At 42.3% G+C, this 23,523-nt stretch carries 26 protein-coding genes and 1 other annotated feature; of the genes, 24 read left to right on the top strand and 2 right to left on the bottom strand.

All coding sequences use genetic code 11. The features are described from left to right. The first annotated feature begins 4 nt into the window (after window positions 1–4). From pilM to pheA, 21 genes are all read left to right on the top strand, one after another. Window positions 5–1,000, top strand: a complete 996-nt coding sequence (gene pilM / locus ACFPA1_RS16595; protein WP_378584191.1) for a type IV pilus biogenesis protein PilM — start codon at window positions 5–7, stop codon at window positions 998–1,000. Beyond that, window positions 997–1,797 (top strand): PilN domain-containing protein, encoded by an 801-nt coding sequence (locus ACFPA1_RS16590; RefSeq protein ID WP_378584189.1) that lies wholly within the window; start codon window positions 997–999, stop codon window positions 1,795–1,797. Before pilM ends, ACFPA1_RS16590 begins: the two co-directional genes overlap by 4 nt. Further along, on the top strand, window positions 1,794–2,630 hold the full coding sequence (locus ACFPA1_RS16585; protein WP_378584187.1) for a hypothetical protein: 837 nt from the start codon (window positions 1,794–1,796) through the stop codon (window positions 2,628–2,630). The genes ACFPA1_RS16590 and ACFPA1_RS16585 overlap by 4 nt, the downstream gene beginning before the upstream one ends. 132 nt (window positions 2,631–2,762) lie before the next feature. Next, window positions 2,763–3,827, top strand: coding sequence for an SPOR domain-containing protein (locus ACFPA1_RS16580; RefSeq protein ID WP_378584185.1), 1,065 nt, complete (start codon window positions 2,763–2,765; stop codon window positions 3,825–3,827). A gap of 237 nt (window positions 3,828–4,064) precedes the next feature. Next, on the top strand, window positions 4,065–4,637 hold the full coding sequence (locus tag ACFPA1_RS16575) for a Maf family protein (protein WP_378584183.1): 573 nt from the start codon (window positions 4,065–4,067) through the stop codon (window positions 4,635–4,637). A gap of 43 nt (window positions 4,638–4,680) precedes the next feature. After that, window positions 4,681–5,370 (top strand): RadC family protein, encoded by a 690-nt coding sequence (gene radC / locus ACFPA1_RS16570; RefSeq protein ID WP_213144708.1) that lies wholly within the window; start codon window positions 4,681–4,683, stop codon window positions 5,368–5,370. A gap of 149 nt (window positions 5,371–5,519) precedes the next feature. Beyond that, window positions 5,520–6,542, top strand: coding sequence for a rod shape-determining protein (locus ACFPA1_RS16565; protein ID WP_378584181.1), 1,023 nt, complete (start codon window positions 5,520–5,522; stop codon window positions 6,540–6,542). 149 nt (window positions 6,543–6,691) lie between these two features. Continuing rightward, window positions 6,692–7,573 carry a rod shape-determining protein MreC gene (mreC, locus tag ACFPA1_RS16560; RefSeq protein WP_213144710.1) on the top strand — a complete coding sequence of 294 codons (882 nt, stop codon included), beginning with the start codon at window positions 6,692–6,694 and terminating at the stop codon, window positions 7,571–7,573. Further along, the gene (mreD, locus tag ACFPA1_RS16555; protein ID WP_378584179.1) at window positions 7,570–8,088 is read left to right on the top strand and encodes a rod shape-determining protein MreD; all 519 of its coding nucleotides are present in this window, start codon (window positions 7,570–7,572) and stop codon (window positions 8,086–8,088) included. The genes mreC and mreD overlap by 4 nt, the downstream gene beginning before the upstream one ends. A gap of 198 nt (window positions 8,089–8,286) precedes the next feature. Continuing rightward, window positions 8,287–8,967: a septum site-determining protein MinC gene (minC, locus tag ACFPA1_RS16550; protein WP_378584177.1), complete on the top strand. Its 681-nt coding sequence runs from the start codon at window positions 8,287–8,289 to the stop codon at window positions 8,965–8,967. Window position 8,968: 1 nt separating this feature from the next. Then, complete coding sequence (minD, locus tag ACFPA1_RS16545) at window positions 8,969–9,772, top strand: septum site-determining protein MinD (protein ID WP_213120020.1); 804 nt, start codon at window positions 8,969–8,971, stop codon at window positions 9,770–9,772. A 108-nt stretch (window positions 9,773–9,880) separates the two neighbouring features. Further along, window positions 9,881–10,666 (top strand): peptidoglycan DD-metalloendopeptidase family protein, encoded by a 786-nt coding sequence (locus tag ACFPA1_RS16540; RefSeq protein WP_378584175.1) that lies wholly within the window; start codon window positions 9,881–9,883, stop codon window positions 10,664–10,666. After that, a complete protein-coding gene (locus ACFPA1_RS16535) occupies window positions 10,659–11,528 on the top strand; it encodes a M50 family metallopeptidase (RefSeq protein ID WP_378584174.1) in 870 nt (289 codons plus the stop codon). Before ACFPA1_RS16540 ends, ACFPA1_RS16535 begins: the two co-directional genes overlap by 8 nt. Window positions 11,529–12,015: 487 nt before the next feature. After that, window positions 12,016–13,461 (top strand): Rne/Rng family ribonuclease, encoded by a 1,446-nt coding sequence (locus ACFPA1_RS16530; RefSeq protein WP_378584173.1) that lies wholly within the window; start codon window positions 12,016–12,018, stop codon window positions 13,459–13,461. A gap of 35 nt (window positions 13,462–13,496) precedes the next feature. After that, window positions 13,497–13,578, top strand: a sequence feature (ribosomal protein L21 leader region). 13 nt (window positions 13,579–13,591) lie between these two features. After that, a complete protein-coding gene (rplU, locus tag ACFPA1_RS16525; protein ID WP_213120024.1) occupies window positions 13,592–13,900 on the top strand; it encodes a 50S ribosomal protein L21 in 309 nt (102 codons plus the stop codon). A 15-nt stretch (window positions 13,901–13,915) separates the two neighbouring features. Continuing rightward, complete coding sequence (locus tag ACFPA1_RS16520; RefSeq protein ID WP_213144716.1) at window positions 13,916–14,248, top strand: ribosomal-processing cysteine protease Prp; 333 nt, start codon at window positions 13,916–13,918, stop codon at window positions 14,246–14,248. A gap of 12 nt (window positions 14,249–14,260) precedes the next feature. Continuing rightward, window positions 14,261–14,551, top strand: coding sequence for a 50S ribosomal protein L27 (gene rpmA / locus ACFPA1_RS16515; protein ID WP_213144717.1), 291 nt, complete (start codon window positions 14,261–14,263; stop codon window positions 14,549–14,551). A gap of 191 nt (window positions 14,552–14,742) precedes the next feature. Continuing rightward, a complete protein-coding gene (locus ACFPA1_RS16510; protein WP_378584170.1) occupies window positions 14,743–15,270 on the top strand; it encodes a Spo0B C-terminal domain-containing protein in 528 nt (175 codons plus the stop codon). A gap of 69 nt (window positions 15,271–15,339) precedes the next feature. Further along, complete coding sequence (gene obgE, locus ACFPA1_RS16505) at window positions 15,340–16,632, top strand: GTPase ObgE (RefSeq protein ID WP_378584169.1); 1,293 nt, start codon at window positions 15,340–15,342, stop codon at window positions 16,630–16,632. A 23-nt stretch (window positions 16,633–16,655) separates the two neighbouring features. Next, window positions 16,656–17,111, top strand: coding sequence for an ACT domain-containing protein (locus tag ACFPA1_RS16500; protein ID WP_378584168.1), 456 nt, complete (start codon window positions 16,656–16,658; stop codon window positions 17,109–17,111). 59 nt (window positions 17,112–17,170) lie between these two features. Next, entirely contained in the window at window positions 17,171–18,025 is an 855-nt protein-coding gene (pheA, locus tag ACFPA1_RS16495; protein ID WP_378584167.1) for a prephenate dehydratase, read from the top strand. Between the two features lie 42 nt (window positions 18,026–18,067). On the opposite strand, the gene ACFPA1_RS16490 is transcribed toward pheA, so the two are convergent. Continuing rightward, window positions 18,068–18,607, bottom strand: coding sequence for a transcription repressor NadR (locus ACFPA1_RS16490; RefSeq protein ID WP_378584166.1), 540 nt, complete (start codon window positions 18,605–18,607; stop codon window positions 18,068–18,070). Window positions 18,608–18,660: 53 nt separating this feature from the next. After that, the gene (locus tag ACFPA1_RS16485) at window positions 18,661–19,809 is read right to left on the bottom strand and encodes an IscS subfamily cysteine desulfurase (RefSeq protein WP_378584164.1); all 1,149 of its coding nucleotides are present in this window, start codon (window positions 19,807–19,809) and stop codon (window positions 18,661–18,663) included. A 101-nt stretch (window positions 19,810–19,910) separates the two neighbouring features. Between ACFPA1_RS16485 and nadB the strand changes: the two genes are divergently transcribed. Genes nadB through nadA form a run of 3 tightly spaced genes read left to right on the top strand, consistent with a single transcriptional unit; the run spans window position 19,911 to window position 23,401 of the window. Then, a complete protein-coding gene (nadB, locus tag ACFPA1_RS16480) occupies window positions 19,911–21,479 on the top strand; it encodes an L-aspartate oxidase (RefSeq protein ID WP_378584163.1) in 1,569 nt (522 codons plus the stop codon). Next, window positions 21,448–22,296, top strand: coding sequence for a carboxylating nicotinate-nucleotide diphosphorylase (nadC, locus tag ACFPA1_RS16475; protein ID WP_378584162.1), 849 nt, complete (start codon window positions 21,448–21,450; stop codon window positions 22,294–22,296). The genes nadB and nadC overlap by 32 nt, the downstream gene beginning before the upstream one ends. Window position 22,297: 1 nt before the next feature. Continuing rightward, the gene (nadA, locus tag ACFPA1_RS16470; RefSeq protein WP_378584160.1) at window positions 22,298–23,401 is read left to right on the top strand and encodes a quinolinate synthase NadA; all 1,104 of its coding nucleotides are present in this window, start codon (window positions 22,298–22,300) and stop codon (window positions 23,399–23,401) included. The last annotated feature ends 122 nt before the right edge of the window (window positions 23,402–23,523 follow it).

The raw sequence follows: 23,523 nt of genomic DNA, 5'->3' as shown, positions 1-23,523 counted from the left end.
TGATATGGCATTTTCCCTCTTTTCAACTAAAAACCGAATAATCAACCTAGTAATAAATGACCACTCGATTCGCTTTTTAGAATTGAAACAAGCGAATCCCCCTGCGCCGCAAAGGTGGAATGAACGCTTCTTGCCGCCTGGCATTATTACGGATGGAAAAATTGTCGATATGGATTCACTTTCAACCATTCTTGAGGAATGCATTGATGAATGGAAAATTCGTAGACGATCAATTCGTTTTATTGTTCCAGATCCGCTTGTCATTATTCGGAAAGTATCGATTCCTGCCGATGTACAAGAGGATGAAATTAAGGGATACCTTTATTTAGAACTAGGTTCTAGTATACATTTACCGTTCGAGGAACCAGTATTTGATTATTACTCGCTTCCGGATCGCGGAAAGACAAAGGATTTGCTGTTATTTGCAGCACCGGAACAGAACGTGATGGAGTATGTCGATTTACTCACCAGCCTTAAGTTAAATCCCGTTGCTGCAGATATCTCGCCACTCTCTCTCTATCGACTTTATCATCATTTAGAACAGGCTAGCGAGAATGAAGTACTATTTACGGTCCAATTTGATTTAACGAGCGTTAATTTATGTATCTTTGATGAAACGGTACCGTTAGTTATGCGTCATTTCGCTTTACCATTTGATTATGACAAATGGGAAATTTCTAAAGATGTACTTGGTTTAATGGTTTGCAAATATACGGGTGAACCGGAAGATTTGGTTCTTCAGTTTGAAGATATTTTTAAAGAAATTAATAAATTATTGGATTTTTATAGGTATTCCCTTAATAGTGAAAAGCATGATGTCACAAAGTTTTTATTAAATGGTGACCATCCAATGCTTATGGCTATTTTTGAAGAAATGAAAGAAAGATTTGAAATTTCTGTTGAATTAATCAATATCGAAAAGGAAGTAAATAGTAAACCGTTTAGTGTACCGGCTAATTTAATACTGCCTATAGGTCTTGCTTTAAAAGAGGTGCAATGATGTTAGTAGAAATTAACCTGCTTCCTCAAAAAGAGCCCAAAAAATTCAACATAATTTATTTAACATCTATAGTTGCTGTGTTAGTGCTCATAGGCGGTATCTACTTTTGGCAAATTCAGTCTGTTAAAAGTGATTTGGAAGCTGTTGATAGTCAAATTGCGGTGACAAAAAAGCTTGCTGATAAACAACAGCAAAATGCAAATCAAGCACAAGTAGCATCTTCTGCTGGAACATTAAAATCAGCCGTTGAATGGGCGAAAAACTATCCTATTCAAACGGTACCGGTTATGAGACACCTGACTTCGTTATTGCCGGAACGCGGGTTTATTCAATCCTTTGCTTATACAGAGGCGGGAACTGTTACACTTAGTGTTCAATTTGACAGCGCTAGGGAGGCAGCATACTTTCTAGACAACTTAAAGGAGTCAAAGTGGATTGCAGATGCCAGTCTTAGTTCTTTAACTGCTGTCGAGTCTAAGGAAACCACTCAGACTACAGCACAAAATACCACAACTAATACAAGCAGCCAAAACACAGGTACAACTACAACGGTGGAAAATCAAAATACGGCTGGTACAAATACTGCAAACACTAGTGATCCAGCAGGTCAAACTACTACAGCAAGTCCTGTAGTAAATACCGCAAATAATTCAGGTGTTGCAGCCAATGACACAACTACAGAACCTGATAAAAATATTCTTCCTAGGTACCTTGGGCAATTTGAAATTAAGTTTAATAAAGATGTAATCAAAACTGATTTGAGCAAGAAGAAGGATGAAGGGGGGACTGGATCATGAAGTCTCGCCTTTCAAAATTAGATAAAATCATCGTTGGCGCTGGATTACTAATAATAATTCTGGTATTTGTCTATGCCCAGTTCCTATCGCTTACACCTTTGAAATCAGATTTAGCATCTAAGCAGCAAGAACAAAAGACTGAACAAAAACTGCTAGATATAATGACTAAGAAACAGACTGATTCCCAAAAGACAGAACCTGAAAATACAAGCGAACTGCAAAAGCAGCTGCCAGTGATGCCGCTGCAGGAACAGTTTATTTTGGATTTAGAAAAAGCTGAAACAGTATCCAACAGTCAAATCAAATCTATGAGTTTCACAAAAGATGCCGATGTGACACCACTGGCTAATGAAACTACTGCAGCGAATACTGGTTCGAATCAAGGGGCAGCACAAAATCAAGGCACAACAAATCAAGCGAATGCTCAAAATCAATCAACTTCGCAAACTCTAAATACAACCAATCAGGGTACTAATAATCAAGCCGCTGCTCAGCAACCAGCTACAGGTACTGCTCCAAACGGATTAAAAAAGATCACTGTTCAGCTCCAGGTGGAATCTCAAACCTATGGGGATTTAGAAAAATTTATTGAAACATTGGAGTCCTTACCTCGAATTGTTGTAGTTGAGGCGATTAATTATTCAGGCGGAGAAGAGGTCACTACCCTCGATCAAGAGAAGAAACCGTTAAGCTATTCGCTCACCGTTTCTGCATTCTATATGCCCGGTTTAACTGACCTTGCGGGACAACTGCCAAAAATTGAGGCACCTGCCCCTGCAGGTAAGGATAATCCGTTAAGCCAATTTGCTGAAACGGCAACAACTCAACCATAATTAAAACCATGCCGAACTTATAAATAATTTGACGAAACTCTAAGATAACAAGACGACAAAAGTCTTGTTATTTTTTTTTGCCGGTATGTTAGGATGGAACATATTACTGTCGAACAGAAAGGAGAACGTAAAGTGGACAAGCCTAAAAAGGGCCATACCATCACGATTAAATTAAATGGAGAACCCAAATCCTTTCGTGAAGAACCCCGTAAAAATGTGCCGGAACCTACACCAGAACCTATTCCAAGCGAAATAAAAATAGATTCAGAATTACACGAATCAGAAGGAGTCAATGAAGCAGCAGCGGCTCAGGAATCGATCGAAGAAAGCTTTGATTGGATTATTCCTGAATCCTCTGAAAAAGATGTAGAGGAATTTACAATAGTTAATTCCCCGAACACTAAAAACAGCAAACCAAAAAAATCTTCGATTTCATTAACTAGTTTTTCGAACAAAAACAATCGCCGGCCAATTGGATCTATTGTCATTACCGCCGTTTGTGCGATTCTCATTGGCTTAACGATTGGCTTTTTTATGCTTAAGCTAGTCATAACAGAATCCGGTGAAAAGCCTGTCACCGAACCAAATGTGGTTGGAGAAACAGGAAATGAAAAAGAACAAACGGAAACAACAGATAAAACAGCGGCAACTTCGACCGAACAGCTTTCTACTTATGTAGTTCAAGGCGGTGTTTTTACCTCGAAAGCAGGAGCAGAGGATACTGCTAAACAATTAAAGTCTAAAGGTATTCCTTCTGAACAGGTAGAAATCGGCGGAAAGTTTTATTTATTTTTGAGCGTGGCGGATTCGCTTGAAACGGCCAAATCAATAAGTACTAAATACAAAGATAAAGGTGCAGAGGGGGCCTTCGCCAAACCGTTGATGCTAGATGAAAAGCAGCTTTCAAAACTTACAGATAATGAAAAGAGTTTTATCGAATCGCTTCCTAGTATCTATCAATCTCTTTCAACCCAGGTATCTGGAGCGCTTGTTTCTAGCAGAGTTTCTGCAGATGCCGGTATAAGTGAAAAACTAAAAATAAACAATATAAAAAACGAAAATATCAATAAAATGAAATTAGAGTTAGTGGGTGCTGATGAAAAGGTAAAAGCTTTTCAAAAATCTAAGGATACAAAAAGCTTGCTTGATGCTGAGCAGCATTTACTAAACTTCCTGTCCATTTATAATTCGTTGTAGCATCTTTTGACAAACTAAACCACGGCTCGATATTTTCCGGGAAATTATTGCAAAATAAAGCCTGCCGAATCGACGGCGGGCTTTTTATAGCACACATTCGGCAAATATTGATATAGGTTGTATAATCTGACAAATTTCTTCAAAATTTAATAATATAAAAATTGTTTGCACCGCTCTTTTTTGATACGATTAACTTGTATCTCCCTAATGCGATGCAAAAAAAGGTAAGGTGATGAAATGCAGAACCTCATTTTAGCCTCTTCTTCTCCACGGCGAAAAGAACTTCTAGAAAATCTCCAACTAACATTCACAATTTCAAGCAGTGATGTGGATGAAAGCTTTGACCCCAAGCTTTCTCCGGAAGAAGTCGTAATGGAATTGGCCGAACGCAAGGCGCAGGCTGTTTTTAAAAAAAACAGGGATGCCTTTGTGATTGGTTCCGACACGATTGTGGTTGCGAACAATCAAATTTTGGGAAAGCCAGCTGATGAGGCAGAAGCCGTACAAATGTTAAAGACCCTTTCAGGCAGTCAGCATGATGTATTTACAGGTGTAACAATACTATCTCCTACTAGCTCGACTAGGTTTTATGAAAAAACAGAAGTTTGGTTTTGGGAGTTAACGGATGATGAAATACGGTCATATGTAAAAAGCGGTGAACCGCTTGATAAAGCAGGGGCATATGGCATTCAGCAGCTTGGAAGCATGCTTGTCAAAAAAATCCATGGGGACTATTTTGCGGTTGTCGGCCTGCCGGTTGCAAGAACCAGAAGGGAATTGAAACGGTTAGGCTATCATTTGCCGTACTAATTTTTTCTGACATTAACTCCCGACACTAAGGGAGGGAAAAGTTATGTCAACCAACACATTAATGATTCGTGATTTCCCGCAAGATGAACGGCCAAGAGAACGGTTTATCCAGCATGGCCCGCAAAGTTTATCCAATCACGAGTTAGTTGCAATATTGCTTCGGACCGGAACGAAGGATGAATCAGTGCTGCAATTATCGAATCGCCTTTTAACTCATTTTGAGGGTTTAAGGCTTTTAAAAGCGGCCACTTTAGAGGAAATTACCGAAATAAAAGGGATTGGCTCGGCGAAAGCGATACAGCTTCTAGCGGCTGTCGAAATTGGCAGGAGAATTGCCAATTTGGAATATAATGACCGCTATGTAATCCGCTCGCCGGAAGACGGAGCCAAGTATGTCATGAACGATATGCGCTTTCTTTCACAGGAGCATTTTGTCTGCTTATATTTAAATACCAAGAATCAAGTCATGCATAAACAAACGGTATTTATTGGCAGCTTGAACGCTTCCATCGTTCACCCGCGTGAGGTATATCGGGAGGCATTAAAGAGGTCTGCAGCATCCATCATTGCTCTTCACAATCACCCGTCCGGTGACCCCGCTCCAAGCAGGGAGGACATTGAGGTGACAAAGCGGCTGGTGGAATGCGGGAAAATCATTGGCATCGATCTCCTTGATCATATCATCATCGGAGAAAATAAGTTTGTCAGCTTGAAGGAAAAAGGATATTTGTAATGCTATGATTTTATTTGACGTTAGGATATAATATTGGTTATGATTTTTTAGGACTGCCTATTCAATTACGTTACAATTATTGGAAAATTTTATGATAAACACCTGCCTTAGGACAGAGCATTTAGTATCAGAAAGGGAGATACAACGTTATGTTTGGAATTGGAACAAAGGATCTTGGGATAGATTTAGGGACTGCCAACACCCTTGTGTATGTAAAGGGGAAAGGGATTGTCACAAGGGAGCCATCTGTGGTGGCGATGCAGACGGATTCAAAACACATTGTTGCGGTCGGAAATGACGCGAAAAACATGATTGGCCGGACTCCGGGAAATGTGGTTGCCGTTCGTCCGATGAAGGATGGCGTCATTGCTGATTTTGAAATAACAGCTGTCATGATGAAGCATTTATTCCGCGAGGCCCAAAAGAATAAAGGCTTTTTCGCCGGTAAGCCGTATGTAATGGTCTGTGTACCATCAGGGATTACAGCGGTTGAAGAGAGAGCGGTTATTGATGCAACAAGACAAGCGGGAGCAAAAGATGCCTACACGATTGAAGAGCCGTTTGCTGCCGCTATTGGTGCCAACCTTCCAGTCTGGGAACCGACGGGAAGCATGGTTGTTGACATCGGCGGCGGAACAACGGAAGTAGCGATTATTTCTTTAGGGGGAATTGTTACTTGCCAATCAATCCGTGTTGCCGGTGATGAGATGGATGAGGCGATTATTTCCTATATTAGAAAAACATATAATTTGATGATTGGTGACCGAACAGCTGAAACAATCAAAATGGAAATCGGTTCTGCAGGCACGCCAGAAGGTATCGATAACATGGAGATTCGCGGCCGTGACCTTCTGACTGGTCTGCCAAAAACAATTGAAATTTCCGCCAAGGAAATTGCCTCCGCTTTAAGTGATACTGTTTATGCCATTGTTGAAGCAGTGAAGAATACGCTTGAAAAAACACCACCGGAATTGGCTGCCGATATTATGGACCGTGGCATCGTCCTCACCGGTGGCGGGGCGCTGCTGCGCAATATTGACCGTGTCATTAGTGAGGAAACAAAAATGCCTGTCCTGATTGCAGAAAACCCGCTCGATTGCGTGGCAATCGGCACAGGAAAAGCTTTAGACCATATCCATTTGTTCAAAAACAAAGCTAAAGATTCAAGATAGATAGAAAAGCGGAAGCGCCTTGTTCAGGGGCGACAGGCATAAGACGAGTCGGCGAGAAGGCTGTTTTTTTAGCCTTCTTGACGAATTGGCTTATGACCCCGAGCCCCTAGGCGCTGGAGCTGGACAATGAAAAATAGAGGTGTAATATCATGCCACAGTTCTTTTTGAATAAGCGTTTGATCATTTTGCTCGTCAGCATCATTGTTCTCGTGGCATTGATTGGGTTTTCTTTAAGGGAGAGGAGTAAACTTACCTGGCCGGAGCAGTTCGTCAAGGACTCAACCGGCTGGGTTCAATCCCTGGTTTCAAGGCCTGCCCAGTATGTTGCAGGCTTTTTTGAGAATCTTCAGGATTTGCAGGATACATATGATGAGAATAAGGAATTAAAATCACGCGTTGAGAAAATTGCCAGCCTTGAAGCAGAAGTTCAAGAACTGAAAAAAGACAACAAAGAATTACGTGACGTTCTCGATGAAAAAAAGACCCTGAGAGATTTGGAACCAATGCCGGCAACAGTTATTGGCAGAAATCCTGATCGTTGGCATGAAATGATTATTATCAATAAAGGCAAGTTAGATGGAATTAAAAAAAATATGGCTGTTGTAACAGCAACAGGATTGATTGGAAAGGTGAAAAACGTCACCCAATTTAGCTCAACAGTGCAGCTATTGAGTGCGATGGACCCGAAAAACCGGATCTCCGCTGTGATACAGGGGGAAACCGAGGTTTACGGATTCGTTCAGGGCTTTGATGATAAACAAAAAATGCTTCTCGTTAAAGCTATTCCATCAGGAGCTAAGGTGGAAAAAGGGCAGACGGTCATCACCTCAGGAATGGGCGGTGTCTTTCCTAAGGGGCTGATGATTGGCAAGGTAGAAGAGGTGAAACCGGATCAATATGGCTTAAATCAAACTGCACTAGTGAAGCCGGGAGCGGACTTTTACGATATTGAAAATGTCATGGTCATTAAAAGGTTAATGACGAGCCCTGAGGAAAGTGCGATGAAATCCGGGAAGGAGGAAGACTTGTGAGAAAATTCTTTCTCCCTCTTTTGTTTTTGCTTCTTTTTATTTTTGAAAGTCTTTTTGTTCAATTTTTGCCCGCTGATTCCTTTGGAAACCGTATACTAGTTCCGCGGTTCTTGTTTGCCACTCTGCTTTTTTTGACGATATATGTTGGGAAAAACCAGGGGATTATTTATGCGGCCATTTTTGGACTTCTATTTGATATCGTATATGTCGAAATTATCGGCATTTATTTTTTCTTGTTTCCATTTATCTGCTACCTAGCAGCAAAAGTGATGCAGGTGATTCAGTCCAATATCGTTGTTGCTTTCTTCGTTTCCCTTTTGGGAGTTGCGCTGTTAGAAGTGGGCGTGTATGAAATTAATTATTTAATCCATGTGACAAATCTTGATTTTATGAGCTTTGTCAATTTGCGTTTCTATCCCACTCTTATATTAAATGGAGTTTTTCTCGTGTTAGCATCCTATCCTTTAAAACGCAGCTTTGAAAAACATGCCGAGGCACTGCGGGAGGATTTATGAATCGGGGAATGAGGTAGGTATGGCCGCTTCCTCATACACAGTTTTTTCATGAATAACAAAGTTTGGGGAATGTTTTTTAAAAAAAGGAGAATGGACAGTTCGTGTCGAACTCTTTAAAGATGGATGTTTATGATTTGGATTTGGGAAATAATAGCTTAAATCCGAAATTGCTTTTGTATTTTGAGGTGAAAATTCTCCATGAAAAATCGGCAAAATGTTACAATAAAAGGAACAAAGGACGGACTTGTTCTTCATCTTGATGATACCTGTTCCTATGAGGAATTAAAGCAAGAACTCGACCAAAAGCTCTCCGCCAACTCCAGAACGCAGGAGGAACGCCACTTAATTTCTGTGAAAGTGGATATTGGCAATCGCTATTTAACGGACGATCAAAAGGAAGAACTAAAAGAATTAATCCGCCAAAAGAAAAACTTAATGGTGGATGATATTGAATCGAATGTGATTACGAAGGAAGAAGCCAATCGACTAAAGGAAGAAAACGAGGTCGTAACGGTTTCAAGAATCGTCCGTTCCGGGCAGGTATTAAGAGTACCAGGGGATTTGCTGTTAATTGGCGATGTGAATCCAGGCGGAACCGTGATTGCAGGCGGGAATATTTTTATAATGGGTGTCCTCAAAGGAGTTGCTCATGCAGGGTGTTTTGGCAATGAACAAGCAGTCATTGCCGCTTCGAGCATGAAGCCATCGCAGCTAAGAATCGGCGAATATATAAATAGATCCCCAGATTCGAATCCTGCCAATGAGCACAGAGAAATGGAATGTGCTTACATAAATGAGAACCATTATATTATTATCGATAGATTACAAGCTTTAAATCATTTAAGGCCTAATTTAACGAGATTAGAAGGGGGACATTAAAGTGGGAGAAGCAATCGTAATTACATCTGGTAAGGGCGGCGTCGGCAAAACAACAACCTCTGCTAATATCGGCACTTCGCTGGCTCTTCAGGGAAAGAAAGTATGCTTAATAGATACGGACATCGGTCTTCGAAACTTAGATGTCGTAATGGGGTTAGAAAATAGAATTATCTATGATTTAGTCGATGTGGTTGAAAAAAGATGCAAAACCCATCAGGCGCTCGTTAAGGATAAGCGCTTTGACGGCCTTTTGTATTTGCTTCCGGCAGCCCAGACTGTTGATAAGTCAGCTGTTACACCCGAGCAGATGCAAGAGTTAATTACAGAGTTAAAGCAGGATTATGACTACATAATTATCGATTGTCCTGCCGGAATCGAGCAGGGCTATAAGAATGCCGTGGCCGGTGCGGATAAAGCCATTGTAGTTACAACGCCGGAGGTTTCTGCTGTCCGCGATGCCGACAGGATCATCGGCCTTTTAGAAAAAGAAAAAGACATGGAACCGCCAAGACTAATCGTCAACCGGATTCGCAACCATATGATGAAGACCGGTGATATGCTTGATATTGATGAAATTACCCAACATTTATCAATCGAACTGATTGGCATTGTCGCTGACGATGAAGAGGTTATCAAAGCATCGAATCATGGTGAGCCTATTGCACTAAACCCAAACAGCAAGGCATCGATTGCCTACCGAAATATCGCCAGAAGAATTCTCGGAGAGTCCATCCCACTTCAATCACTCGAAGATCAAAATAAAGGTGTATTTTCAAAACTGAAGAAATTCTTTGGAGTTCGATAAAATTCAAAGCCTGTTCACAACATCTGGACAGGCTTTTTTATATGCTTGTCATACTCTATAAAAACTCAACATAAACTTGTACAAACTGTGTGAAAAGGGTTGATGGGTATGGCGCGGTCTACTCCGGATGAAATACGGCGGCGAATCGCAAAGAGAAAAAAAGAAATGGGCGGCAGCAAGGCAAATGCGCCAGATCGGAATTTGTTATGGCCAGGGGATGAGGAAAAATATGAATTTAATTATATACCCCCGTCTGCAGGCGGTGATGGTGATGATGGACACCCCTTATTTAAAAAGGAAGTATTCTTTTTCAAAATTCTAGCGTCGGTCCTCTTGTTCTTAGTAGTTGCGATTATGTTCCGCAATCAAACTGCCACTTTTCAGCCGGCGAGGGACGTCGTCTTAAAAACAATGGATCAAGATTTCAAGTTTGCCGTTGTTTCCAAGTGGTATGAAGATAAGTTTGGCAAGCCGCTTGCTTTGTTGCCTTTTTCTGAAAAAGACAAATCAGATGCGAAAGAGCAGGTCCAAAAAGGGGCTGTTCCTGTAACAGGAAAAATTCTTGAGAACTTTGAGAAGAACGGCCAGGGAATCATGATTGAGACTGGCAAAGGAGCGGCTGTCCAAGCGATCAGTGACGGGTTTGTCATGGATGCTGGAGAAAAGGAAGGGATCGGGAAAACCGTCGTTATCCAGCATTCCGATGGAACAGAAACATGGTATGGGAATTTAAAAGATATCAAGGTCAAGCTCTATGAATATATCGATAAGAGAGCAGTGGTGGGGACAGTTTCTGATTCAGCGGGAGAAGACAAAGCAAAAGGCCAGTATTATTTTGCTGTTAAAAAAGGCGATGAGTTCATCGACCCGATTCAGGTGATTCGTCTTGAATAAAGCGATTGAGTTACTCCGGCATGTTCATATCCACCCGCTGTTATGGTTAATCGTTGCACTCTCAATCGCCACGGCCCATTTTATGGAAGTCAGTTTACTCCTGGGCATCATTTTTGTTCATGAAATGGGGCATGCGGCGGCGGCTTCTTTTTTTTCCTGGAGAATCAAAAGGATCACCCTCCTGCCATTTGGCGGGGTCGCGGAGATGGATGAGCACGGGAATCGTCCGTTAAAGGAAGAGGCCATTGTTGTCTTGGCAGGTCCGCTCCAGCATGTATGGATGGTGGGAGCGGCATTTGCTCTCCTTCATTTCAATCTGTTTCCCGAGGATTTATTTCCATTATTTATTGAATATAATCTGATGATTTTAATTTTTAACCTTTTTCCAGTTTGGCCGCTGGATGGTGGGAAACTGGTATTTTTACTGTTATCATTGAAAAATTCTTTTGCAAGCGCCCATCGCACCACGCTGATGATTTCCTTCGTCAGTTTATGCATTTTTTCATTTGTAATATTAGCTACAGCACCAGCCCACATCAATGTTTGGGTAGTAATCGGCTTCTTATTCTTCTCGCTTTATTACGAATGGAAGCAGCGGCGCTTTATTTTCATGCGCTTTTTACTTGAACGTTATTACGGGAAAAAATCATCAAGTCCAGACTCCTTGAAACCTATCCAGGCAGACGAGCAGGATCTTTTGATTAACGTTTTGGAAAAATTCCAGCGCGGCTGCAAGCACCCTATAATAGTCGAGGTCGACGGCAGGGAAAAAGGCACTCTCGATGAAAACGAATTGCTGCATGCCTATTTCACAGAAAAACGTTTAAACGACAAAATTAGCGACCTTCTCTTTTTGTATTAGTAAGGTATAATAGATAGAAAGCAGAGAGCGCTCGTCTGGGTACGAGCGCTTTTTCATGTAACTTTGGGTAAAATAATATGGATGAAGGACATTCTCGGTGTTAGACTCGTTAATTTTGTCCTTTTGAGGTCGATGAAGGACATTTTTGGGAAACGCGACCCGGTATTATCCAATTGAAGGAATCTAAAGGACATTTTGAAAGTAACGTGACCTATTTTTGTCCAATAGAAGCCGCCTAAAGGACACTTCGAGTGCAACGCGACTTGTTTTTGTCCAATAGAAGCCGTCTAAAGGACACTTTGAAAGCTATGCGGCCCTATTTTGTCCAATAGGAGCCGTCTAAAGGACACTTCGAAAGCAATGCGGCTCTATTTTGTCCAATAGAAGGCGTCTAAAGGACATTTCGAAAGTAACTCGACGCTATTTTGTCTTTTATATGTGTCAAGTACACCCAATAAGCTATTATAAAAAGGTGAGGAAACAAGGTTTGGAAACATTAATTATAAATTACATAGGACGGGAAAAGCGCTTCGCTTATCTTCGTGGAAATCGTATAGAAAAGATTATTTTTGACCGGCCAGAACAAGGATCGCTGGTTGGTAATATTTATTATGGGACCGTGACAAAGGTTTTACCCGGGATGAATGCAGTTTTTATCGATATCGGGGAAGAGAAAAATGCTTATTTACATCGTGATCAGCTTCCAGCATATGTGTTAGCATCAGAAAAACAAGGAAATGTCTCGTCCTACGTCCATCAAGGGGAAAAGCTGCTTGTACAGGTTGACAAGGATGCAACAGGTACCAAAGGTCCGAAAGTTTCAGGTATTATCGAAATACAAGGCACAAGCATGATTTACATGCCAAAAGGGCGATATGTTGCAGTATCCAAAAAAATCGCGGACGAAAAACAAAAAGCACAGCTTCGACAAAAAGGTAACCACGTGAAAACCGAAGAAGAAGGCCTGATTTTTCGGACATCAAGCATTATCGCAACCGAAGATGAGCTCCGCGAAGAAATAAGCAGCCTGCGTGAACAATATCAGGAATTTACCAAAAAAGCCGCTACCTTAAAAAAGCCGGGACTAATTTTTCAAAAAGATACCTTTTTGGAAATGATTCAACATCAAGCTGAAAAAATGTCATCGGGTGAAATCATCGTAGATGACCTAGAACTAAAAAAACTACTCGGAGAAAAGCATGCCTGCACCTATTATAATGGAAAAGAAAATATCTTTTCCGCCCACCAAATTGAGCATGAAATTGATAAAGCTCTTAAGCGGGTTGTTTGGCTTGACCATGGTGCCTATCTCATCTTTGATGAAACAGAGGCCCTCACCATTATCGACGTAAATACCGGGAAATTTTCCGGCAAGCAAGATTACCAGGATACCGTACTTAAAACCAATCAGCTGGCAGCGAAAGAAATCGTCAGACAGCTGCGGCTTCGTGATATTGGCGGGATTGTGCTCATTGATTTTATTGATATGAATCGTGAATCGGACAAGCAATCGATTCTAAATCTTTTTGAAAAAGAGCTGTCAAAGGATGAAAAAAGAACGAAAGTGATTGGCTTTACGCCGCTAGGGATTCTGCAGCTGACTAGAAAAAAAACGAAGGTTACTTTGTCGGAAGCGTTGCAGGAAAAATGTCCGGTATGTGAGGGGACAGGAAAAATCTTAAGTGCAGAGACGATTGCGTTCCGACTAGAAAGGGAGCTATTGGAGCATCGCTATTCTGAATTTGAAGCAGTCCTGGTAGAAACGACAAAAGAGGTTAAAGAGCAGTTTCTTCCCCATTTAGAAATCTTGGAAGAAATGCTTCATTTTAAAATGTTTTTTACAACCACCATAGCCCCAGCACATTATTATTTATTGAAGCAATTCGGGCCAGTGGATGAGATATCCCAAAAAGCTGTTGACACTTCCGTCTAAATTATGTATGATTTTAATGTTATGTTTGTAGCGCACCCGTGCTACAACCGCACATGACAGGTAGTAAGTCTTACGCTTTAGCATAAGCGCCTGTTTTTGGCGAGTCTGAGTTTATAAGGAGGTGCAGTTCATGTACGCAATTATCGAAACTGGCGGAAAGCAAGTGAAAGTTGAAGAAGGTCAAGCTATCTACATTGAAAAACTAAATGCAGAAGCTGGCGAAACAGTTACTTTTGACAAGGTTCTTTTTGTTGGCGGTGAAAATGTAAAAGTAGGAAGCCCTGTTGTTGCAGGCGCTACTGTTACAGCTAAAGTTGAAAAACAAGGCCGTCAAAAGAAAATCATTGTTTTCAAGTACAAGGCGAAGAAAAACAACCGTAAGAAGCAAGGTCATCGTCAACCTTATACTAAAGTAGTCATCGAAAAAATCAACGCGTAAGGTGTTGAGTAATAGATGATTCACATTACGATTAATCGTACTGAATCCGGACTCGTTCATTCCTTTACGATGAGCGGACATGCTGACTTTGCAAAACGCGGCCGAGATATTGTTTGTGCTGGTGCATCGGCTGTTTCATTTGGAACAGTGAATGCCATCGAGGCTCTTACGGGAGTCAAAGCACAGGTTAAACAAGGGAATGGCGGCTTTCTCCAATGTACGTTTCCAGAGAATATTTCAAACGAAACACAAGAGAAAGTTCAGTTGTTGCTTGAGGCGATGATTGTCTCACTTGAAGGGATTGAAAAGGAGTACGGAAAGCACATAAAATTAACCTTCAAACAGTAGGAGGTGGAACAAATGTTAAGATTAGATCTTCAGTTTTTCGCTTCTAAAAAGGGAGTAGGTTCAACAAAGAACGGACGTGACTCTATCGCAAAGCGCCTTGGTGCTAAGCGTGCGGACGGTCAATTTGTAACTGGCGGTTCTATCCTGTACCGTCAACGCGGTACTAAGATTTACCCAGGTGAAAACGTTGGCCGCGGTGGAGACGACACTCTATTTGCGAAAATCGACGGCGTTGTAAAATTCGAGCGCTTTGGTCGTGACCGCAAAAAAGTGAGCGTATATCCAGTAGCTCAAGAAGCTTAAAGTTACTAGAAAACTCTAACCATAACGGTTAGAGTTTTCTTTTTACCTTAACACCCTCACCTGTTTATTCATCATCATTGCACTTTTGCCTCTCCAAATCGTATCATTCAACATAAAAATTGCTTACTCATGGTTGTTTTTTTGATATACTAACAGAAAATAGTTTCCGATAAAGGATTGGGAGAGTACGCATGGAGAAAGAATGGGATATTATCGAAGTGCTGCGGCATTCACGACATGATTGGTTAAATAAGCTGCAACTCATTAAAGGTAACCTCGACTTAAATCGAATTGACCGGGTTAAAGAGGTCATTACGGAAATTGTAGTGGAGACACAGCATGAGACAAAACTGTCTAATCTGGGACTTCCGCAATTTGCCTCATTATTATTTACAGCTAATTGGGAAAGTCATGCCTTTCAGCTAGAATATGAGGTTTTTGAGGATTCTGAGTACATAAAGATTAATGACTTCCAATTAACTGAATGGACAAAATCCCTTTTTGCCCGTTTAAATCAGACGATTGAAGCATTTCAAGAAAACCATTTATCCATAACAATTGAACCGCAGTCAGATGGAATTCGTTTCTTTTTTGATTTTCGCGGGATAATAAATAACAAGGAACTGATTGAACAATTCCTGGCTGGTTCACAAGAGGTGACCATTAAGGAATTTACCGAAGGCGAATTCGCGTTAGAGGTGTTTATGCCTGCAGTTTAATTCTGAGTGCATACGCCCGCGATCTCGTCGCATTCATCAGTTATTTCAAAGTACGACGGGAGGATCAACATGTTTGTCGATCAAGTAAAAATTTATGTAAAAGGCGGCGATGGCGGTAACGGAATGGTTGCGTTTCGCCGTGAGAAATATGTACCTAATGGAGGTCCAGCTGGTGGTGATGGCGGCAAAGGTGCAAATGTAGTTTTTGAAGTGGAAGAAGGCTTGCGGACGCTGATGGATTTCCGTTATCAGCGTCATTTTAAGGCACAGCGGGGTGAGCACGGCATGTCCAAGGGGCAGCATGGAAGAGGCGCCAAGGATATGATTGTTAAAGTGCCGCCGGGAACGGTTGTGATGGATGCGGCTACAAATGAGGTCATTGCCGATTTAGTTGAGCACGGTCAGCGCGCGGTTATTGCCAAAGGAGGCCGCGGAGGCCGTGGGAATACCAGATTTGCGACACCGGCAAACCCAGCTCCTGAGATTGCTGAAAACGGCGAACCGGGCCAAGAGCGCGACGTCATTCTAGAATTGAAGCTTCTTGCCGATGTAGGCCTTGTTGGGTTTCCAAGTGTCGGAAAATCAACATTATTATCAGTTGTTTCTTCAGCCAAGCCGAAAATTGCGGAATATCATTTTACGACCATCGTTCCCAATCTCGGAATGGTTGAAACCGAAGATGGCCGAAGCTTTGTCATGGCCGACCTTCCTGGGCTTATTGAAGGCGCACATGCCGGTGTTGGGTTAGGGCACCAATTTTTACGACATATTGAACGGACAAGGGTCATCGTCCATGTTATTGATATGGCGGCGGCTGAGGGAAGAGATCCATATGAGGACTATCTAACGATTAACAGGGAATTGCAAGAATACAATCTCCGTTTGACCGAGCGGCCGCAGATTATTGTCGCGAACAAAATGGATATGCCTGATGCGGAAGAGAATTTGCAAATATTTAAAGAGAAGCTGCAGGAGAATTATCCGATTTTTCCAATTTCTGCGATATCACGAAAAGGTCTTCGTGAGCTGTTGTTTGCAGTTGCTGATAAGATTGAGGAAACACCGGAATTCCCGCTTCAGCATGAAGAAGAAGAGGAAACAGGCGTTCACCGCGTTGTCTATAAACACGAAGCCGATGCTGATGCGTTTAACATTACAAGAGATCCGGATGGAGCATTTGTCCTTTCTGGTGATAAAATTGAAAGACTGTTTAAGATGACTGATTTTTCAAGGGATGAATCTGTGCGCCGTTTTTCACGCCAGCTCCGCGGCCTTGGGGTTGACGATGCCTTAAGAAAAAGAGGAGCCAAAGATGGGGATATCGTGAGGCTGCTGGAATTTGAATTTGAGTTTTTAGAATAAGTTGAGGTCCCTAAGAGGGAGAGATGAGCATGGCTAACTTTGATAAAAAATTTTATTTGGTCCGTGAGGATGTTCTGTCGGATGCGATGAAGAAAACCATCGAAGCGAAGGACATGCTGGAAAGAGGGAAGGCAGAATCCATTTGGGATGCAGTTCAAAAGGTGGATTTAAGCAGAAGTGCTTTTTATAAATATAGAGATACTGTCTTTCCTTTTTCTTCGGTTTCAAAGGACAGAATCATTTCGTTATTTTTCCATTTAGAGGACCGTTCCGGAACCCTATCAAAACTGTTAAGTGTTGTTGCGGGTTCAGGCTGTAATGTTCTAACGATTCACCAAACGATTCCGCTTATGGGGCGAGCTAATGTTACACTTTCATTAAACACTGCCGGTATGTTACATGATATAGATTCTTTGCTGGCCGAACTAAGAAAGCTTGAATTTGTAGAAAAGGTTGAAGTGCTGGGAACAGGTGCATAGTGAACAAAAGTTCACTGGCCCGGCTCTCAGCTTTCTTTTTAGAAAGGGAGTAGAGAAAAGTGAAGGTAGGATACTTAGGACCAAAGGCGACATTCACAGAGATAGCCGTTAGAAGAGTTTTTTCGGGATTTGAACATATACCGTTTCAGACGATTCCGGGATGCATGGATGCTGTTGTTGAACAGGAAGTGGATTTCGCTGTTGTTCCGCTTGAGAATGCCCTCGAAGGATCCGTCAATATTACCCTTGATTATTTAACCCAGGAAGTCGATCTTCCGATTATTGGCGAAATTACGCTTCCTATTAAGCAGCATTTAATGGTTCATCCTGCAAATGCTTCGGACTGGCAGCAGGTTTCAAAAGTCTACAGCCATTCGCATGCGATTGCCCAGTGCCATAAATTTTTACATACGCAATTAAAAGGTGTTCCGTTTGAAAGTGTGTCATCCACAGCGGCGGCTGCAAAAATGGTGATGGAAGCACCTGAGGCTAATATTGCGGCCATCGCTAATGAGCTTGCGGCGGAGGAATACGGCCTTTCAATTGTCCGTAGAAATATCCATGATTTTGATTATAACCATACTCGATTTGTTGTTTTGGCAAAAGAACAAACCGAATTAAAGGGATTAAGCGGATCAGGCCACCATAAAACGACCTTAATGGTTACTCTTCCATCAGACCAGGCGGGTGCGCTGCATCAGGTGCTGTCTGCATTTGCGTGGAGACGGATTAACCTCTCGAAAATAGAGTCTAGACCAATGAAAACCGGTATCGGCAATTACTTTTTCATTATTGATTTAGAAATGAAGCTTGATGAAGTGTTAATTCCAGGGGCCATGGCTGAGTTGGAAGCATTAGGCTGCGGCGTGAAGCTGTTGGGGAGTTATCCCTCGGTTATGGTTGAGATGAATTAGTACTATAAGGGAAAATCAGGACCCGTCAACCGACGAGTCCTTTTAATATTCCATCAAAAATCCTGCTTCCTTCATGGCTGCTTCCGTACGCGTTATTGCTTCCTCACTAGAGGCAGTAATTGTATGCAGATGGATGCCATCTGTCAGCTCTGATAAAAAAGCTGCCTTATTGCTGCGAATTCTTTCGATAAACTGCTTCACTTCCTGCCGGTTCGAAACCATAATCGAAGCTGTTAAGTCCCCGTAAACAGCATGCTCAATTCTAACATCCTTTACGGTCACGCCATGATCAACAAAAATATACAGCTCTTTTTCCGTGTCCTCTGGGTTATGGCGGCAGGCAATTGTTTTTTCGTAAACATGGGCGCCGGGAGTTTGGCTAAAATACAAGTACCCCTGACTTGTCGCAATTATCGGTTCATTTTTCGCTTTAAGGAGAGTGATATCGCCTACGATGACCTGCCTGCTTACATTAGTTCTGGCAGCAAGGTCGCTTCCAGTTAGTGGCGAAGCACTTTCCTTTAGCAGTTTTAATATCAGAGTCCTCCTTTCCTCCCCTAAGATTTTCTTTTGCTCCGTCATAAAAACCCTCCCATTTGATATCTGTGAACCTATTCTAACATAATATCGACTAATTAAATAACAGATGAGACCGCAAATTCATTGGCAATCTTCAATATCCCTGCGCCCAAAGCTTCGACTTCATTCATCGTTGTGGGATGGCCGAATGAGATCCGGATAAATTCCTTGGATTCATCAATTGTCAGCCCCAATGCCTGGGTAACCTTTGCAGGCGTCTGCATGCCAATCTGACAGGCGCTTCCGGTTGATATTGCAAAGCCCAACCGGTTGCATTCGAGCATCATCCATTGTCCCTCGATGCCGGAAATCCGCATGCCGATGATATTCGGCAGCTGTGAATCAACCAAGGACTGGTACACGTGGACACGCTCACTAATAGGTTGAAGGGCGTTAAGAAATGTGTGCCGAAGTTCAACAAATCTTCGCGCATTCTCCTGAACTTTGCCCGTAATTTTCTGGGCTGCGGTGGTCATCGCGGCAATTGCAGGCACATTCACCGTACCGGGCCTAAATCCTTTTTCATGAGAAGTCCCCGGAAAAAATGGACTACATGCAATTTTTGGATTAACATACGCTCCTCCAATTCCTTTTGGACCGTAAATTTTATGTCCGGAAAAAGAAAAGCTGCTTACCAAAGATGTAACGTTTCGTACATCGATTTTTCCAAACGACTGGACTATATCGGTATGAAAATGGATATCGTGTCCAGTGCATATTTTAGCAAGCTGCTCAATAGGCTGGATGGTGCCTATTTCAGAATTAACATGCTGAATGGTAACAAGAATGGTCTCAGGCTTTATTGTCTTTAATAGATTTTCAGGATCAATCACCCCGGATGAATTGAACGGTAAATAGGTAATAGAATACCCATCTTTTTCAAGCCGTTTCAAGATTCCATGGACGGACGAGTGCTCCGCCATTCCGGCAATGATATGTTTGCCGGTTTTTTTTGGAGCGGATAATAACGCCTCAATAGCCAAGAAATTTCCTTCAGAACCCCCGCTTGTAAAAAACAACCCCTGTTTATCCACGCCCAAAAGGTGGGCCATTTCTTCCCGGCAATGCTCAAGCAATGCGGCAGATTGTCCCCCGATATCATGGAGGCTGCTGGAATTACCAAAGAACTCGGTCGACGCCTTTACAAAAATCTCTGCAGCTTCCGGATCCAACGGGGTGGTGGCAGCATAATCAAAATATTTCATATCCGCTCTCCCTATAGTTTAATAGAAAAATATCTTGTGTTTAGTGTAATTCTGTGTAAATATATATGTCAAGACACCTGTTAATCCAGGAGGGTCAAACAATGACAAAATCAGATGTTGTAATTATTGGAAGCGGGATAGCGGCTTTACAGCTAGCTGCCCACTTAAGTGAACATAAAAATGTGAGAGTTCTCACAAAGTCGAAATTACGAACAGCAAACTCTTACCTTGCCCAAGGCGGAATAGCCGCAGCCATCGGACCAGCAGACCATCCGGAAAAACATGTAGAGGACACCTTGGAGGCGGGGGCGTTTCATAATGACCCGGAAGCTGTTCGAGAAATCATTTATGAAGCACCTAACCTAATACAAGATATTTCCAAGGTATTTGACCGTGATTCGGAAGGGAAATTGCTGCTTGGAATGGAGGGTGCCCATAGTGAACACCGAATTGTCCATGCCGGCGGTGATGCGACGGGTAAGAACGTCGTGGAGCACCTTATTAGCACACTTAAAGCACATATCACGGTTGAAGAGGACGCCTTTGCATATGAGTTGGTCATCAACCCTGAAAACAACCGCTGTATTGGCGTAAAAGTTAAAGACTCAAAAGGTAACCTCAAAGAGCATTTTGCCAGCCACATCATTCTTGCATCTGGCGGCTGCGGGCAATTGTATCGCTATACCTCCAATGCCCAAACAGTCAATGGTGATGGGATTGCCCTTGCTTACCGGGCGGGTGCTGACCTTATCGATATGGAATTTATTCAGTTTCATCCGACGCTTTTATATGTCAATGGTGAAACCAAAGGCCTTATTTCTGAGGCGGTGAGAGGAGAAGGGGCAAAGCTAATAACAGAGGAAGGCACTCCGATGATGGAAGGAGTTCATCCCTTCAAGGACCTTGCCCCAAGACATATTGTCTCGCAAACCATCTATGACTATTTGAAAAATGGCCATAAAGTATTTTTAGATATAACGAATGTAAGAGATTTTGAGACAAGATTCCCTACCATCACTGAGCTTTGTGAAAACAATGGGATTAACTTAACTGAAGGGAAAATTCCAGTTGTTCCCGGAAGCCATTTCTTAATGGGGGGAATAAAAACGGACCTTATCGGCCGCACATCCGTCCAAGGATTGTATGCCATTGGGGAATCGGCTTGTACAGGACTGCACGGAGCCAACCGGCTGGCCAGCAACTCCTTGCTGGAAGGACTGTATCAAGGAAAGAAACTGGCGGAATGGATTAATAAAACTCCGACAGAAATCATTTCAGCAATCTCAGTCACAAACAAAAGCAGGCACACCCATAAAAAACTAAAGCTGCCATCCATCCAGCAAATAAAAGATTCGATGATGGACCAAGTAGGAATCGTCCGCAATGAACTTGCCTTAACAAATCAAAAAAAGTGGCTTGAGCAATTTAAAATCGATAAATTGCAAACGATTGATTCTTTTTCAAAACAAGAATTAACAAAAATCTTTATGCTGATTACCGCCAAATTGATAACAGAATCAGCCCTAAAACGGGCAGAAAGCCGCGGCGGGCACTTCCGAAGCGATTACCCAGCCGAGGATGATGAAAATTGGCTTCAGAAATCCATCATTCATACAAAAAAAGAAGTGGAGAGGAATCATGAACAAATTAAAACTGCGCTCACTACTTGAAAGCTTTTTTATCGAGGATATCGGCGAACAGGATATCACAACAGATTTAATTTTTTCGGATGATACGCAAGGCGAAATCGTTTTTCTTGCCAAGGATGAAGGAATTTTTTGTGGGGAAGAAATTATCAAAACGGGATTCGAATTATTAAATCAGGATCTTTTAACCCGGGTTCTTGTAAAGGATGGGGAACCATTCGAAAAGGGACAGCAGCTGGCAACCGTTACCGGGAAAATTTCCGACTTGTTAAAAGGGGAACGGGTTGTGTTGAACTTGGTGCAGCGGATGAGCGGGATTGCAACGCTTACCAACAAAGCCGTGACAACTCTTAATAGCGATTTTACAAGGATTTGCGACACAAGGAAAACGACGCCGGGGCTCCGTATGCTGGAGAAATATGCAGTCCGCTCTGGAGGCGGCTATAATCACCGCTTTGGGTTGTATGATGCCGTGATGATTAAAGATAACCATATTTCGTTTGCGGGCTCCATCAGCAGGGCAGTGGAGGCAGTAAGAAAACAAGCCGGTCATATGGTGAAGGTGGAAGTAGAGGTTGAAACCGAGGAGCAGGTAAGAGAAGCCGTCCAATCCGGTGTGGATGTCATCATGTTTGACAACCGGACACCTGATGAAATAAAAGAGCTGATTAAATTGGTGCCGTCGGGAATTATCACTGAAGCTTCAGGCGGGATTCAATTGAGCAATCTTGCTTCCTATGGAGACACAGGTGTTCATTACATTTCCTTGGGATTTTTGACTCATTCCTATAAAGCGTTAGATATTAGTGTAAAAGTGCTATGGAGCAAAGGAGAGGAATAAGATGAGCATTTTGGCAGCCTTCCAGGCAAATAAAATGATTCCTGAAAAATACAAGCAGATGTCCCGCGAGGAGCTCGAAGCGCGAGTTAAGGAAGTAAAAGAAAAATACGGATCCCGTCTGTTTATACCGGGACACCATTATCAAAAGGATGAAGTTATTCAATTTGCCGATGCAACTGGGGATTCCCTGAAATTAGCGCAGTTATCGGCTGAAAATACAGAAGCAGAATTCATTATCTTCTGCGGAGTCCATTTTATGGCGGAAACAGCAGATATTTTAACCAGCAAAAGTCAAAAGGTATTTTTGCCTGACATGAGGGCCGGCTGCTCAATGGCTGATATGGCCGACCTAAACCAAACTGAAAGAGCGTGGGATAAACTCCAAAGTTTATTTGGAGACACCATTCTGCCATTAACCTATGTCAATTCTACTGCAGCCATTAAAGCCTTTGTCGGTGCAAACGGAGGTGCAACCGTTACTTCTTCCAATGCTGAAACAATGGTCAAATGGGCATTTGAACAAAAGGAGCGGATTCTCTTCCTGCCCGATCAGCATCTCGGGCGGAACACAGCTGTCGAGCTAGGGGTTGGCTTGGATGAAATGGCGATTTGGAATCCTATTAGTGACAGCCTCGAATACGAGGGTGATTTTTCAAAAATTAAAGTCATCCTATGGAAGGGGCATTGCTCGGTCCATGAAAACTTTACGGTGCAAAATGTGATTGACACACGAGAACAATATCCAGACATGAAAATCATCGTCCATCCGGAATGCCGTCGCGAGGTAGTGGAAATTTCCGACTTGGCCGGGTCAACAAGCTTTATCATTAATACGATTGAAAAGGCGGAACCAGGCTCTTCATGGGCCATTGGTACAGAAATGAATCTTGTTAACCGCTTAATCCAGAATCATCCGGATAAGCAGATTATTTCTCTAAACCCTCATATGTGCCCATGCCTGACGATGAACCGGATTGACCTTCCGCATCTTGTGTGGAGCCTCGATACCATTGAGGACGAAAATAACAATAATATCATTAAAGTAAGCTCAGAGATCGCGAAAAACGCAAAATTAGCTTTAAAGAGAATGCTAAACCATTCATGACATAGATGCTGTGACTGCATCTATTTTTTTTGCCCTGCAATGGTCCTATTCATAATTTTTCAATAAATAGCATAAGTTTTTGTGAAGAATATTAGCATTTTGCCTATTTCCACATACACTAT

The organism is Neobacillus sp. GCM10023253 (assembly GCF_042653105.1).
Taxonomy (GTDB): Bacteria; Bacillota; Bacilli; order Bacillales; family Cytobacillaceae; genus Neobacillus; species Neobacillus citreus.
The sequence above is the reverse complement of the archived record's forward strand: the minus strand, read 5'-3'. Positions and strand labels throughout refer to the sequence as shown.